14 protein-coding genes, 1 tRNA gene and 2 rRNA genes (1 of these 17 cut by a window edge) are annotated in these 14,393 nt (G+C 60.2%); 10 read left to right on the top strand and 7 right to left on the bottom strand.

Annotated elements, in window-relative coordinates:
* Positions 1-39: 39 nt before the first annotated feature.
* From GPJ75_RS11820 to GPJ75_RS11795, 6 genes are all read left to right on the top strand, one after another.
* Positions 40-456, top strand: a complete 417-nt coding sequence (locus tag GPJ75_RS11820; RefSeq protein ID WP_163268318.1) for a very short patch repair endonuclease — start codon at positions 40-42, stop codon at positions 454-456.
* A 120-nt stretch (positions 457-576) separates the two neighbouring features.
* Positions 577-774, top strand: coding sequence for a hypothetical protein (locus tag GPJ75_RS11815; RefSeq protein WP_163268316.1), 198 nt, complete (start codon positions 577-579; stop codon positions 772-774).
* Positions 775-786: 12 nt separating this feature from the next.
* Positions 787-2,148 (top strand): DNA cytosine methyltransferase, encoded by a 1,362-nt coding sequence (locus GPJ75_RS11810; protein ID WP_163268314.1) that lies wholly within the window; start codon positions 787-789, stop codon positions 2,146-2,148.
* Positions 2,149-2,170: 22 nt separating this feature from the next.
* Positions 2,171-3,694 carry an ATP-binding protein gene (locus GPJ75_RS11805; protein ID WP_163268312.1) on the top strand — a complete coding sequence of 508 codons (1,524 nt, stop codon included), beginning with the start codon at positions 2,171-2,173 and terminating at the stop codon, positions 3,692-3,694.
* A 16-nt stretch (positions 3,695-3,710) separates the two neighbouring features.
* Positions 3,711-5,921: a Z1 domain-containing protein gene (locus GPJ75_RS11800; protein ID WP_163268310.1), complete on the top strand. Its 2,211-nt coding sequence runs from the start codon at positions 3,711-3,713 to the stop codon at positions 5,919-5,921.
* On the top strand, positions 5,918-6,928 hold the full coding sequence (locus tag GPJ75_RS11795) for a PD-(D/E)XK motif protein (protein WP_163268308.1): 1,011 nt from the start codon (positions 5,918-5,920) through the stop codon (positions 6,926-6,928). Before GPJ75_RS11800 ends, GPJ75_RS11795 begins: the two co-directional genes overlap by 4 nt.
* Positions 6,929-6,956: 28 nt before the next feature.
* Here the strand turns inward: GPJ75_RS11795 and GPJ75_RS11790 are convergent, their stop codons facing one another.
* The 4 genes from GPJ75_RS11790 to GPJ75_RS11775 are packed head-to-tail and all read right to left on the bottom strand — an operon-like array spanning position 6,957 to position 10,102.
* Complete coding sequence (locus GPJ75_RS11790) at positions 6,957-7,682, bottom strand: DUF6602 domain-containing protein (protein WP_163268306.1); 726 nt, start codon at positions 7,680-7,682, stop codon at positions 6,957-6,959.
* Positions 7,679-8,614, bottom strand: a complete 936-nt coding sequence (locus tag GPJ75_RS11785) for an AAA family ATPase (RefSeq protein WP_163268304.1) — start codon at positions 8,612-8,614, stop codon at positions 7,679-7,681. Before GPJ75_RS11785 ends, GPJ75_RS11790 begins: the two co-directional genes overlap by 4 nt.
* Positions 8,614-9,129, bottom strand: coding sequence for an HORMA-1 domain-containing protein (locus GPJ75_RS11780; RefSeq protein WP_163268302.1), 516 nt, complete (start codon positions 9,127-9,129; stop codon positions 8,614-8,616). The genes GPJ75_RS11785 and GPJ75_RS11780 overlap by 1 nt, the downstream gene beginning before the upstream one ends.
* A gap of 7 nt (positions 9,130-9,136) precedes the next feature.
* Positions 9,137-10,102: a CBASS oligonucleotide cyclase gene (locus GPJ75_RS11775; RefSeq protein WP_163268300.1), complete on the bottom strand. Its 966-nt coding sequence runs from the start codon at positions 10,100-10,102 to the stop codon at positions 9,137-9,139.
* Positions 10,103-10,201: 99 nt separating this feature from the next.
* Between GPJ75_RS11775 and GPJ75_RS11770 the strand changes: the two genes are divergently transcribed.
* The 4 genes from GPJ75_RS11770 (at position 10,202) to GPJ75_RS11755 (ending at position 13,567) form a co-directional block, all read left to right on the top strand.
* Positions 10,202-10,564 carry a helix-turn-helix domain-containing protein gene (locus GPJ75_RS11770; protein ID WP_163268298.1) on the top strand — a complete coding sequence of 121 codons (363 nt, stop codon included), beginning with the start codon at positions 10,202-10,204 and terminating at the stop codon, positions 10,562-10,564.
* Positions 10,561-11,448, top strand: coding sequence for an ImmA/IrrE family metallo-endopeptidase (locus tag GPJ75_RS11765; RefSeq protein WP_205602509.1), 888 nt, complete (start codon positions 10,561-10,563; stop codon positions 11,446-11,448). The genes GPJ75_RS11770 and GPJ75_RS11765 overlap by 4 nt, the downstream gene beginning before the upstream one ends.
* Before the next feature lie 231 nt (positions 11,449-11,679).
* On the top strand, positions 11,680-11,895 hold the full coding sequence (locus tag GPJ75_RS11760) for a hypothetical protein (RefSeq protein WP_163268296.1): 216 nt from the start codon (positions 11,680-11,682) through the stop codon (positions 11,893-11,895).
* A 19-nt stretch (positions 11,896-11,914) separates the two neighbouring features.
* Complete coding sequence (locus GPJ75_RS11755; RefSeq protein WP_163268689.1) at positions 11,915-13,567, top strand: recombinase family protein; 1,653 nt, start codon at positions 11,915-11,917, stop codon at positions 13,565-13,567.
* Here GPJ75_RS11755 and GPJ75_RS11750 read toward each other — a convergent pair.
* The 3 genes from GPJ75_RS11750 to GPJ75_RS11740 all read right to left on the bottom strand — a co-directional run.
* Positions 13,524-13,600 (bottom strand) — tRNA-Met (locus tag GPJ75_RS11750). The two genes, GPJ75_RS11755 and GPJ75_RS11750, sit on opposite strands and share 44 nt — an antisense overlap.
* A gap of 86 nt (positions 13,601-13,686) precedes the next feature.
* Positions 13,687-13,801, bottom strand: a 5S ribosomal RNA gene (rrf, locus tag GPJ75_RS11745).
* A gap of 276 nt (positions 13,802-14,077) precedes the next feature.
* Positions 14,078-14,393 (bottom strand): 23S ribosomal RNA (locus tag GPJ75_RS11740); its annotated part runs 2,500 nt beyond the window's last position; the annotation flags it as partial.

Below are 14,393 nucleotides of genomic sequence, written 5' to 3'. Positions count from 1 at the left end.
CAATAGTGGCCGACCTTATAGAGGACTTGCGCCAAAAGAATGCCTGACAGGCTCTCTCCCGAGGCACGCAGCGCCCACATGCGGCGCATCCGCAAGGTAGATACGAAGCCAGAGTTGGTGGTGCGCCGAGTTGCCCATCGGCTGGGCTATCGCTTCAGACTTCATCGGCGTGACCTGCCTGGCACACCCGATCTCGTCTTTCCTCGCTTGAGGAAGATCATATTCGTGCATGGATGCTTCTGGCATCAGCACGATTGCCGCCTCGGCTCCAAGCGGCCTTCGACCAATCCGGAGTATTGGCTGCCGAAGCTGGCCCGCAACGTCGAGCGGGACAGGCACGCTCGGAAGCGCCTCGCGGACGAGGGCTGGAGCGTCCTGGTGATCTGGGAATGCGAAACGAAGGCGCCCGACCGCCTCGATCGGCTCATCAAAAGTTTTCTTGCAGATAGCACGTAGGTGCCTAAGCCCTTGTGACAAAGCTCCTTTCCCGCACTGGCGCGACTTGCACCAAATAGATGCATTTTGGTGCGTTTCAGTGTATCATCCTGAACGGCAAGGGAGAATCTTGACTGCAGCATGATGTCGAAAAAATCACAGATGAAGCGGTTCAGTGTGTCGCTTGAGCCGAACGAATATGCTGAGTTGCGCCGCATCGCGCAGGCAAGCAGGCCACCACTCTCCCTTCAATTTGTCGCTCGTTACGCTTTACAAAGATTCTTGGACGAGCATAGGGGCAAGCAACTTCAGTTGCCGCTCAACAAGAAAGAACAATAAAGGAGCGCAAAGTTGGGGGGATATCGGTTCATTGATTTGTTCGCAGGACTGGGCGGCTTCCATCAAGCGCTGAAGGCGCTCGGCCATCAGTGCGTGTTCGCCTGCGAGGTCGATGAGGACCTGGCCGATCTCTATGAGAAGAATTTCGGCTTACGCCCGCACGGCGATATCAGGTCGATCGAGCTATCGTCTGTGCCCGACCACGACATCCTGTGCGCCGGATTCCCTTGCCAGCCATTTTCGAAGGCGGGCGGACAACAGGGGCTTGAATGCCCCCAATGGGGAGATCTTATCGACTACGTAATTCAGATTCTGCGCCTACATAAGCCGCGCTACTTCATTATCGAGAATGTGCCCAATCTCGTGCGCCACCGGCAGGGCAAGACTTGGCGGACAATCGAGCATCGTCTACGGCTAGCCGGCTATAGCGTCAGGGACAGGCTGCTTTCCCCTCACCATTTCGGCGTCCCGCAGATTCGCGAGAGAGCTTTCATCGTCGGCAGGCGCGGTGGCCTTGAAGGGCTTGCCTGGCCGGAGCGATTGGATAGCGATGAGCTTTCCATCCACTCGATCCTTGATAAAAATCCGATTGAAGCGCGTGCGCTACCTGAGAGCTTCATCAAATACCTGGAGGCGTGGCAGACGTTTCTCGACCTGTTCCCTGAGGACGAGCAGCTCCCATCCTTCCCGATATGGGCGATGGAGTTCGGCGCAACTTATCCTTATGCCGAGAACTCGCCTTCTGGCGTTGGCCTGAATGCCATTGGCCCGTTCAGAGGAAGCTTTGGTCAGTCCCTGCGCGGCCTGTCAGAGCAGGACGTGCTTGCCGCGGTGCCACCTTATGCGCGGGACTCTGCCAAGAAATTTCCGAAGTGGAAGATCGATTTCATTCGCCAGAATCGCGATTTCTACAAGCGACATAAGAAGTGGATTGACGGATGGTTGCCTTCCGTTCTTGAGTTCGCGCCCAGCTTCCAGAAGTTTGAGTGGAATTGCAAAGGTGGGGAGCGTGATGTCTGGAAATATATTATCCAGTTCCGCGCTTCAGGCATTCGAGTCAAACGCCCGACGACGGCACCTTCGCTGGTCGCGATGACCACGAGCCAGGTTCCTGTCGTGGCGTGGGAGCGTCGTTACATGACGATCCGCGAGGCCAGCCGGCTTCAGAGCATGGGAGACCTGGAGCATTTTCCGTCGGCGCAAACCGCGGCGTTCAAGGCTTTGGGAAACGCCGTCAATGTCGATGTGGTGAAGGAGATTGCCCGTCATCTTCTCGCACTCGACCCTACGCCTCCGCAAACCAAAGCTTCATCACGCAATGACCGACTGCGAGCTGTTTCCGAGCCGGTGCGCAGAATGGTGAGGGCGGCGTAGACGAAGGGGCGGAACGTTGGGGGTGAAGAAGGTAGACATACGACCGGGCGTCAGTGTCCTAGCCGTCTTGCGGCACCTGAATTACCGCCCCTGGTACGCGCTGGGTGAGTTCGTCGATAACGCAGTGCAAAGTTTTGCCGAGCATCGCCTTGCTCTTCAAGAGATGCACGGGAACGACTTCAAGCTGCGCGTAGACATCGATATCGATACCGCATCGCCGCCACGTATCTCGATCCGGGATAACGCCGCCGGCATATTTGAGTCGGAGTACAGCCGCGCATTCCGCCCTGCTGCCATTCCACCGAACCGCACGGGCTTGGCGGAATTCGGGATGGGAATGAAAAGCGCCGCATGCTGGTTCGCGCCTCGGTGGACGGTCCGGACGTCCGCCCTTAGCGAGCCGGTGGCGCGCACCGTTCATTTCGACATTGAGAATATCGTCAACGACGACATTGAAGAGCTCACTATAGAAGAGGTCCAGGAGGCGGCAGATAGGCACTACACGGAAATCGTCCTGGAGGATGTGTTCCACGTTCCAGTCGGACGGACCGTCGCCAAGCTAAAGGAGCACCTAACCGACATCTACCGGGCGTTCATGCGCGACGGAACCCTTGAGTTGCGGTTCAATGGCGAGCCCCTCGTATATCGAGAGCCGAAGGTCCTCAAAGCGGCGTATTTCAAGGACAAGGGCGGTTCAGCCAAGGAATGGCGCAAGCCGATTGAGTTCGATTTTGGCAACGGTCTTTCCGTCCACGGCTTCGCGGCCCTCCGAGAGACGGCGAACACCGCCAAGGCCGGCTTCTCCCTATTCCGGCGCGGCCGCGTAATTCAAGGCAGCGGGGATGAAGGCTATCGCCCGGCCTACATTTTCGGCAGCTCCAACAGCTACCGATATCAACGACTTTTCGGCGAGCTTCATCTCGACGGTTTTGAAGTCAGCCACACCAAGGATGGCTTTCGCTGGGACGAAAACGAGCAACCGTTTCTCGAGTTGCTCCGAGAGCATCTCGACAGCGAGGAATTGCCGCTGCTGAAGCAGGCTGAGGGATATCGCGTGCGCGTGGCCCGGGCCCAGTTGACAACGTCCGCGCGTCAGGCCGTCGAGAACACCGCTCAGGCGCTCGAAAGACGCTTGCCTGATGTGATTCCTTCTATTGCGGACGCCGAGCCGGTGGATACGCCCACGGAGGAAACACCTCACGCTTCGACGCTGGCCAACCGGCGTTTCGATGTCCGATTTCGCGACAGGGAGTGGACCATCAATGTCGAGCTAGCTGACGATCCGGCGGAAGGCCAGTGGCTGGCCGTGACCGATGTAGCGCAATCCCGAGAGCAGCCGAGACGCGTGGATATCCGGGTGTCAATGGTCCACCCTTTCATGGTGCGCTTTGCGCAGACGGACTCGGAGGATGTCGAGGCTCTTCTTCGCGTAGCTGCTGCTATTGCGGTCGCCGAGGTGCTGGCCAGAGACGCCGGCGTCCGAAAGGCAGGAACGGTGAGGCGCAACGTCAACGATATTCTCCGGGACGCTCTCTCAGAGCCGTAATGGGAAGGGGGCACGAATGACAAACGACAATCCTATTATCGTCGAGCCTGTTGTCGCGCCGGCAGGTGGTCGATGGGCACCGCTTGCGGGGCCGGAGACGCTTGACTTCCTGGCCACCGTGGTTCCGGAGGCAAGCCGGGATGATGTGCGCGACACCGCCGTCTCCATTCTAGCCAAAGGCGTCCCACCCACCGGCGAGTTCAGGCAAGAGACAGGCCTTGTCGTCGGCTACGTCCAGAGCGGCAAGACAATGTCGTTTGAGACGGTGGCTGCTCTCGCACGCGACAACGCCTTCCAGATCGTCATCGTTGTGGCCGGCATCGCAAACCCGCTTCTTGATCAATCAACGGGCCGGTTGCGCCGCGATCTGCGGCTCGACGAGCCGGATCGTGTGCGGCGATGGATACAGTTTCAGAATCCGTCGGCGGATGATGCCACCGTGCAAGCGATCCGCGACGTGCTGGATGATTGGCGGGATCCTGGCACGCCGGAGGAATACAAGAAGACGGTGCTTGTGACCATTCTCAAGAATCACAGGCGCCTTCAGAATCTGGCCGATCTTATCCGCGCGGTTGGGGCAGAGGGCGTGCCGGTCCTGATCATTGACGACGAGGCCGATCAGGCCAGCCTGAACACTGAAGTGGCGCAAGGACAAGAAAGCACTACTTACCGTTGCCTCATGGCGCTCAGGCAAGCTTTGCCATCCCATACGTACCTGCAATACACCGCAACGCCGCAAGCACCATTGTTGGTAAGCATCATAGACTCCCTTTCGCCGAACTTCGTGCAAGTTCTTGAGCCGGGCGAAGCCTACGTGGGCGGGCGCGAATTCTTTGCCGATAATCAAACCTATGTCCGCGTGATTCCGCCGCAGGACGTTCCCACTAACGCCAATCCCCTCAGCGAGCCGCCGGAATCGCTTCTGGATGCGCTACGTGTTTTCATGGTGGGTGTGACCGCCGGGATTAGCCAGGGTCGCAATACAGGCAACCGATCCATGCTGGTCCACCCATCACATCGTACGGCCCAGCATCAGGAATATTACAACTGGGTACGCGATATCTTCGACGACTGGAAGCGCACCCTCAACTTGCCAGACAACGATCCCGACAAGCAGGAGCTAATCGAAGATTTCCGCGGAGCCTACGATGATCTTGCTCAAAGCGTCGGGGATCCCCTCCCAGATTTCGACGAGCTCGTGCCGTCCTTGCGCTTTGCCTTTCGGAATACGCGGGTGCTTGAGGTGAACGCCCGCGGAGGGCGCACGCCACCCGTCGATTGGCGTAGCGCCTATGGCTGGATTCTTGTTGGCGGTCAGGCAATGGATCGTGGTTTCACGGTGGAAGGTCTTACGGTCACATACATGCCGCGCGGCATTGGCGTCGGCAATGCCGACACCGTGCAGCAGCGTGCGCGGTTCTTCGGGTACAAGCGATCCTATCTCGGCTATTGCCGCGTTTACCTTGAGCAGGGGACGCTTCGCGCCTTCCAGAAATATGTTGAGCATGAGGAGGACGTTCGCGGCCAGCTTGAGGAGTTTCAGGACAACGGTCATCCCCTGAACGATTGGAAGAGGGCCTTTGTCCTCGATACGGCATTTCGGCCGTGCCGACATCACGTCCTTGAATTTGATTACATGCGTGGGCGTTTCTCGAATGATTGGGTGGCACCCCGGGTCGTCCTCGCGTCAGACGCCGTCGTGCAGGCAAACCGCGAGGCTGTAGCCGGTTTCATCCAGGGTCTCGCGTTTGAGGAGGATAGCGGCCATCCAGACCGAACGGACGCTCAACACCACCATATCTGCCGCGACATCCCTCTGCGCGCGGCGATCGAGCAACTCCTCGTAACCATGCGGATCACGGGCACGACAGATTCGCAACGGAACACGGGGGTGTTGCTTCAACTCAGCAAGGCACTCGAAGACGACCCCGATGAGCTTTGCACGATCTACAGGATAAGCCCGGCCACCCGACGGCGCCGTGGTATCGACGAGAACGGCGAGGTTACCAACCTGTTTCAAGGTGAGGCGCCTGTTCATCCGCGCGAGCGGCGCGGCGAGGTGTATCCCGGCGACCGCGCAATCCGCGACGACGACAATGTAACGATTCAGATTCATACGCTCGATCTGACGCGCGACGAGCAGGTGGTTGCCGAGAATGTACCCGTCCTTGCCGTCTGGGTTCCGGCGCGGCTGGCCCGTGCCTGGATCTCTCAGGATGAGCAATGATGGCCACCGGCCTAGCCGATATCTTCGAAGCGATTCCTTCGCCTTCTCCGGACTCCTCAGACAAACCGCTCTACGCGGTTATGCCGGTTCCCGGTCATACTAGCTATTTCGTCGGTAAGGACAGGGAGTCGCTGGCTTGCCTCCTCGTTTCAACGAGCGATCAGACCGGCAGGCCGCATCCGCCCATCCGGCTTGAGAGCCTGGACGCACAGTTCGAGTTGCGCTGCCATTTGAAGAAGGTGGGTGAGCTGGAGCGCGAGGGCACTTTCACCGTAATCCGCTGCCGGGACAGCGACAGCGAGACGACGCGCTACTTCCTTTCGGTCTGCGAGACGATTCTTCGCATGCTTGGCGACAATCCCGCGCGGACTCAGATTGCCACGGCCGTTAATCGGCTGGCCGCCATCTTCCAGAGAGTCCGGCAGCCGCCTGCACGACCGCTCAATGGGTTATTTGGGGAGCTTTACCTTCTCTTTCGCAGCGGCAATGCCGTCCGGGCGCTGAGAGCTTGGCGCACTGACGAGAACGCAAGGTTCGACTTCTCTGACGGGGATGTCCGGCTGGACGTGAAGGCGACAGGTGGCCGAGGCCGCATCCACTCATTCTCATATGAGCAATGCAATCCCTCATCGGGGACTATAGCGGTCGTAGCCTCGTTGCACGCGGAGCAGGCTGCGGGCGGCATGCTCCTCCACACCCTAATGGAGCAGATAGAAGCCCGCGTATCTGCTCACGCCGATCTCGTGCTTAAGCTCCATGAGACCGTGGCAGCAACCTTGGGCGCAAGCTTGAATGATGCGCTGTCCAGGCGCTTCGACATGCGGCTAGCGGAGTCGTCCCTGCAGTTTTTCAGCCTTGAGGATGTTCCGGCGATACGAGGGGCATTGCCTGCGGGAGTTAGCGACGTTCATTTCCGTTCCGATCTTTCTACACTGGCGTCGCTCTCCGTTGAGGCGCTCATCGACAAAGACCCGGTCTTCTGGGATCTTCTGCCGCGCCCTCAATGAGCCAATAGATCTGCTTCGTCCGGCTCGGCTACTTGGAAAGCCATTCGGCATAAGCTTGCACATCGATCATCGGAACGGTGCCGCTGAATTGCAGTTGCGAAATCAGCTTGAACAGGAACGCCGTTGCCGGCTTGCCACCGGCGTGAACCTCGTAACGGCTGTCCTGCTGGCGAAAGCTGAAATATCCGTGTGCCGCCACGCAGCCCAGATCAAGGCGATCCCCGTCCTGTCCGCCATCGAGCGCTTCGATTAGTGAGTCACCCAAGGCCGGCGTCCAGTCGCTCTCGAATGTCAGTATGCCACCGAGAATCGGGATCAGCGGTTTCGCCGGGTATGTGCCCCCGGCGTGAGGGATCGGCAGGCTGGTACGGTGAAGACGTCGTACGCTTCCCACTTTCTCCCGCGCGTAGTTCACTTGGCTTGCGTTGATCGCTTGTTTCGCCTCGAACACGGCGTAGACGCTTTCGGCGGGGATAATGGTCTGCCCTTCATAATGGAAGATGAAGGGCGAATACTGGCGGTCGAAAACGACGACATCAATCTGCTGACTGAACACGCCCCGGCTGTCGACGACGTGGGCGGTGGCGGCCTGATACCGCTGCGGCAGATAGGTCTGCAGGAGCTCCAGCCACACCTTCTCGCTGGCGTCTCCTTTCGTACCCGGATGACCGAAGCTCTTGCGCACCGTTTCCAGGCGCCGCTGAATGTCGTCGTGCAGCCCCGAGAGGAGCTGCGAAAGAGACCACTCGCTCATGTTGCACGGTCCTGAAAGGGGGGCGTCGGCGCCATCGTTCGCGTGATCTCCAGCGCGCGAGCCGCCGTCACCGTTCGTGTCGGATAGGCGTCGAGCACAATGGCGGGTAGCAACCGCTGCGTCAGGTCCGAGAATGTAAATCCGTAGCCGCCTTCCGTCGCGCCGGTGGCGGTGACCACGGCGTCAATCTGTGGCTGCGAGAATCCGAGCTGCTTGAACGCCGGCCCGAGAACGGCCCGCCGCTGCGTTTCATCGGGCCGTTGGAACGTCAAAATATCCGCCGCCCGGCGGCGTACGGCCGGATCAAGCGCGGTGAGGCGATTCGTGCACATAATCACTGCGGCGGGTACGCGGCTGTTGGCGAGTCGGTCCACGCCCCGGATGAAGGCGTTCACGCCCGCGCGGTCCTCGTGATGCATCTGTGCCGCCTCGCGCGACTGGGCGAGGGCATCCGCCTCATCGACGAGAAGGATGACCGCGCCGCGCGACCGCGCGCCGCTGCCCTTGAGCTTGCTGGCCTCCGTATGGGCATAGTCGAATGCGGCGGAGAGGAGTTGCGTCATCTCGCCGACGCGGCCCTGGCCCCGCGTCGAGAGGCTCATCGGAAAAAGGGTAATCTCGATATCCTCCTGCCGCGCCACGGCATCGCCGATCGTCTCGGCAAGTTCCGATTTTCCCGACCCGACATCACCCGCCAACACAACAAGGGGCGGACGGCGCAGCACCGCGTGCAGCACGCCGTTGGCGCCGGGATGGTGCTTCTTCGCCCAGGCTTCGAGGCCCGCCGGATTGACCAGCAACCCGAGGATCTTCGCCAGACGCGCTTTGTGATCGTCCAGACCGACGAGACGTGCGAGCCGTTCCTGCGGCTCGAAGTCCGGGTAAGTGATACGTCGCTCAAACAGTTCGTCGAGACCAGGCCGCGTCGTCATCAGTAACTCCTTACGCTAGCGCGATCGAGTGCCCGGCCACCTGACGAATAGGTTCGGTCGCCACTCAGGTAGCCGTTGATGGCAGGCTCCGGGGCGCCCGTCCGCGGGAACGGCAGGCGCTTTTCGAATTCTGCCTTCTCGGCGTCGGTCAGGCTGTGCCACGCCGCGCTGTAGGTCATGTAGCTGTAGAAGGAGGCCCCGCTGATATCCGCTCCCGGGCGAATCCGGCCCGGATCATCGTCGTTCGCCGAACCGCCTGCGAGGTCACGCGCCGTATACCGTAGTGTCGGCTCGATCCATTCGCCGTTGCGGCGAAACCCGTAGGTGACGGTGCCAAGATATCCCGCCTTGAGGAACTCGATCGCCTCCGCTTCGTAGCCGGCAATCTCCGAGTCACTCGGGTATCCGTACAGCCGCTGCATCCGCTTGAGGTCGGTGGCGACCTTCGCCGCCATGTGCTTCGCGTGGGTGAGGGTGAACGTGGCCGTTTCGGCAACTGTAAAGCTGTAACTCATTCGTCCCTCACACCTGAAACGAAGGTCCGAAGACCTTCTGCCAGTAATAGACGGTTTCCTGCTTCGTCGGCGCGGCGAGCGCCGAATCGATGGCATCGCCCGCATCGAGCGCGGCATCTACGATCGCGTCGGCCTGCGCGGCGGTATAGAGCCGGCTGACGTTGTTCTTCTCGTTCACTGGATCGATGATCTGCACAGGTTCGGAAAACGACCCGACCGCCGAAGCCGCGTAGTAGTCGGTGAAGATGATCTTATCCCGCATGTTGCTGCGGGCGACATAGGTGAAAAAGTGCTGCAGCGCTTCCGGGTAGTCGGAGAAGTCGAGCCCCCGGTCGCACAGGTGCGAGAGGATCATCTCGATCATGAAGGACTTGAACCGGAAATCCGCTCGCTCCTGCTTCATCTTCCGCGCCCAGAACTTCACCAGCCGTGCGATCTGGGCGAAATGCGTTTCCTGCGCCGTCTTGCGCTTGCGCGTGAACTCCAAGTGGAGCGGGATGCTGGTTTTCAGGAACGAGCCGTCGTCCTGGCTGACGAGGTTGCCGTACCACTGCGGGTCGCCGTCATAGAGAATTGGCACGACGTCGACATCGAGGCCCGATCCGCGGAACGACACGGTCACGCTATATGTCTGCGGCTGGACCTGGTCGGGGCTGAAGTTCGGGAACGCCTTGCGCAGCCGCTCGGCGAGATACTCCAGCAGGGCGGCGATATCACTCGGCGCGTCGGCGCCACTGATATAGCAGGCGACATCGATATCGTTCAGGGAGCGCAGAGCCGTCCCCTTAGCGAGGCTGCCGGATAGCATCATCTTTTTCAGGGTGAAGTCCGGGTGCTCATCGAGGTAGCCGTCGAGCCTTTCGCGCAGACGGCGAGCCTGTGCGCGAAATTCATTCGCCTTGTCCTTGGGCAGGTTCACCCTGTCCTGGGCAAAGCGAACGATGTCGCCGTGGTTCACATGCTCTCTGCTCATCCTTCAAACCTTCTTGCTATTGGCGATATCGCCATGCAATATGTGTCGAGTATGTATGCGTCTTGAAAAAGGAGTCAACCCCTATATGTCGAGTTCGACATGACTGAGAAAGAAGCCCCGTCCGAAATCTTTAAGGAGCGGCTGAAGGCCGCGCGCGACCTGCGAGGGCTGAGCCAGGGGGAACTGGCCGGAAAGGCCGGTTTGCCACCCAGCTCCATCGCTCATTTCGAAGCTGGTTCCCGCAAACCGTCTTTCGATACGCTGCGCAAGCTCGCCAATGCCCTTGAAGTGACAACAGACTATCTGCTTGGCCGAACCGACGACCCCGCGCTCGCCGAGTCAGGTGATCCGCTCTACCGCGATGTGAGCAAGCTGACCTCCCGTGACCGCGAACTGGCCAAGGACTTTCTGAAGATGTTGGCTGAGCGCAGCCACGCGAGGAAGAAGGGGGATGACCCGTGAATCTCGCCTTTCGCCTGAAAATGGCCAAGCAGAAAGGCGAAGCGCTAATCCGCGAACGCAAGATCGATTCGCTACCGGTTGACCCGTTCGCGATTGCAGTGGACCATGATATTTTGGTTGAGCCTAAACCGGACACTGAGCCAGGCGTCTCTGGCATGCTGCTTCGCCACGGCGATGTCTTCGGCATCCTGTACGCGACTTATATTCCGAGCGAGGGATACCAGCGCTTCAGCGTCGGCCATGAACTGGGGCATTACTTCCTCGACGGCCACATCGATCATGTGCTGCCGGAAGACGGCGTTCACGCCTCACGTGCCGGTTTCGTGTCTGCCGATCCGTACGAGCTTGAAGCCGATCACTTCAGTGCTGGGCTGTTAATGCCCAGCACCTTGTTCAGCCGGGCGCTTAGCCGTGCCGGGCAAGGGCTTGTGGCCGTCGAATCGGCTGCCGGTCTGTGCCGAACATCCCTCACCGCGACCGCCATCCGTTATGCCGAACTGACCGACGATGCCGTGGCTGTTGTCGTGAGCACGGGCAAGACCATCGACTATTGCTTTTTGTCCGACACCATCAAGTCGCTGCCGCAACTCACCTGGCTGCGCAAGGGTACTCCGGTTCCTAGGCAAACGGCGACAGCACAGTTCAATGCCGATCCCAGCCGGATTGCGAATGCGGATCGCACAGAGGCCGATATCGACATCATGGATTGGCTCGGCGGCACCCGGTCCGTTGAGGCCGTTGAAGAGGTCATCGGACTGGGAAGCTACGGTAAAACCCTGACAGTGCTCACATGCCCCTCGCTTGTTGACGAAGCCTATCAGGACGAAGACGAGGATGAGGATGCCGACCTGGAAGAGCGCTGGACACCGCGCTTTCGGAGGTGATCGGCATGGTGCGGGCTGTGGAGGCACGGCGGCAGGGAGACGATTTTCAAGCAGGAGTTCGTATGCGCAGCGCGCAGAACCTTTGGAGCCGTGCTAGGTTATTTCGCTATGCCAGCGCCTGCTACAGTGCGCGGCCATACGCAGTGATGCGCGAGAGCAGGCGAAACGCCGCCAAATATCCGCCTTTCAATTCAGTTGCTTATCATGCTCAGGGCATGAATTCTGCTCTGCATGAACCGCAAAGCAAGCCAATCGAGAAAGGGCGTTTTGCCGACCGAGCGCGAAGAGTTGCTCGAGGCTATGCTCGTCGAGAAGCCCGAGCTGAGGTTCACGCCGCGGGGCGATCCCGACCCTCGCCTCGTCCGCTTGGTCGAGTTTCTCGCCCGGCAGGCGGCTCGCGAATTCTTCGAGAAGGAAAGCAAGAGGCAGGGCTCACGCGGCTCCTGATCGCCTTGGGAGACGCACATTGAAAGTCGCCATCTACGCCCGCTATTCCTCCGACAATCAGCGCGATGCGTCCATCGCCGACCAGTTCCGCATGTGCCGCCTCCATGCCGAGAAGCAGGGCTGGATCGTCGTCGAGGAGTATTCCGATCATGCCATCTCCGGCGCCTCGCTGCTGCGGCCCGGTGTTCAGGCATTGATCTCTGACGCGACGCGTGGCCGCTTCGATCTCGTTCTCGCCGAGGCGATGGACCGCCTTTCGCGCGACCAGGAGGACATTGCTGGCCTCTTCAAGCGCATGGCCTATTCGGACGTGAAAATCCTCACCCTGTCCGAGGGCGAGGTCACCCACCTGCATGTCGGTCTGAAGGGCACGATGAACGCGCTCTTCCTCAAGGATTTGGCCGACAAGACGCGGAGAGGACAGCGCGGTCGCGTGGAAGCCGGCAAGTCCGGTGGCGGAAACTCCTATGGCTACGACGTCGTCAAGAAATTCGACGTGAATGGCGAGCCGATCCGGGGCGGCCGGACGATCAACGAAACGCAGGCCGAGGTCGTCCGCCGCATCTTTCGTAACTATGCCGCGGGCAAGTCGGCCAAGACGATCGCCTTCGCGCTCAACAAGGAGGGGATCCCTGCTCCCTCAGGCGGGGATTGGGGTTTCAGCACGATCAACGGCAACCCGAAGCGCGGGAACGGCATCCTCAACAACGAAATGTACATCGGCAAGATCGTCTGGAACCGTCAGCGCTTCGTGAAGGATCCCGACACAGGCAAGCGGCAGGCGCGGCCGAACCCGGAAGAGGAATGGGTGATCCAGGACGTGCCGGAGCTGCGCATCCTGGATGACGAGCTCTGGGAGGAAGTGAAGGCACGCCAGGCGGGAAACAGGATCGCGCGAGACGAGAACGGCCAGGCCGATGTGGCGGCGGTCCACCGTCGCCGGCGTCCGAAGTATCTTTTCTCCGGCCTCACCAAATGCGCCTGCTGCGGCGGAGGGTATTCGGCAATTTCCGCAACGCTGATCGGCTGCTCCACAGCACGGAACAAGGGCACCTGTGACAATCGCGTCAACATCCGGCGCGATGAACTGGAATCGCGCGTCTTGAACGCCCTGCGCACCCGACTGGTTGATCCCGCGCTGTTCGCCAGGTTCTGCGAGGTCTTCACACGGGAGGTTAATAGCCTCCGCATGGAAGGCCGCGCCAACATCGCTGCGGCCGAAGCCGAGATTAGGAAGATCGATCGCGAGTTGGATACCCTCCTCGATCTGGTCCTCAAGGGAGGCGCGGCCGACAAGATCAATGCGAAGATGGTTGGCCTGGAACAGCGGAAGAAGGAAGTCGAAGCCTTCCTTGCTGAAGCCGATGAGCCGCCACCCCTTCTGCATCCCTCCATGGCGGAGCTCTACCGGTCGCGCGTCCAGCAGCTCTACGATGCGCTGCAGGATGAGGACGAAGAGAAGCGCACGGAGGCCGCCGATATCATCAGGACGCTGGTCGAGGACATCGTGCTGACGCCGGTGGACGGCAAGGTGGAGATCGACGTGCGCGGCGATCTCGCTGGAATCCTTACGCTTTCCGTCCAAACGAAAAACCCCGCCGGTCGGGCGGGGTCATCGCAAGTAAAGATGGTTGCGGGGGCAGGATTTGAACCTGCGACCTTCAGGTTATGAGCCTGACGAGCTACCGGGCTGCTCCACCCCGCGTCGCGATAGGCAGTTGCCTATGGGAAGCGTTTTTTCCGGCGATGGCCGCTTTGCGGCGTTTTGAAGAGGTTTCATGCGTTTGGCAGACCTGGCGGCGACCTACTCTCCCGCGTCTTGAGACGAAGTACCATCGGCGCTGGGGCGTTTCACGGCCGTGTTCGGCATGGGAACGGGTGCAGCCACCCCGCCATAACCACCAGGTCGGCCAAACGCATGATTTTCGAGAAGCTGGATTTGTGCCATGCCGTGATCGGTCAGGCGCCTCCGGAACTGCAGGTTCCGCAAGGCCGACCGGCCGTCGCGCACTTTTGCGCGCCCCGTCCGGAGGATAGCGGCGCAAGCCGCGTTCATCCGTGAGGACAAAGAACCATCGTGAGCGCGCGACTGCGCGCCGCCGGTCGCCCGGCGCCCCCGCGGAGCATAGGCCCGCGGGGCCGCTCATGCGTGAGCGCGAAGAGATGGGCACGAGCAATGAGAATGATCAAGCCGATCGAGCTATTAGTACCGGTAAGCTTCATGCGTTGCCGCACTTCCACACCCGGCCTATCGACGTGGTCGTCTACCACGGCTCTCAGGGAACACTCGTTTTCAGGTGGGTTTCCCGCTTAGATGCCTTCAGCGGTTATCCCTTCCGTACATAGCTACCCTGCTATGCGGCTGGCGCCACAACAGGTCCACCAGAGGTACGTCCATCCCGGTCCTCTCGTACTAGGGACAGATCCTGTCAATATTCCTACACCCACGGCAGATAGGGACCGAACTGTCTCACGACGTTCTGAACCCAACTCACGTA

It is taken from the genome of Chelativorans alearensis, assembly GCF_010993735.1.
In the GTDB taxonomy this organism is placed as follows: Bacteria; Pseudomonadota; Alphaproteobacteria; order Rhizobiales; family Rhizobiaceae; genus Chelativorans; species Chelativorans alearense.
The sequence above is the reverse complement of the archived record's forward strand: the minus strand, read 5'-3'. Positions and strand labels throughout refer to the sequence as shown.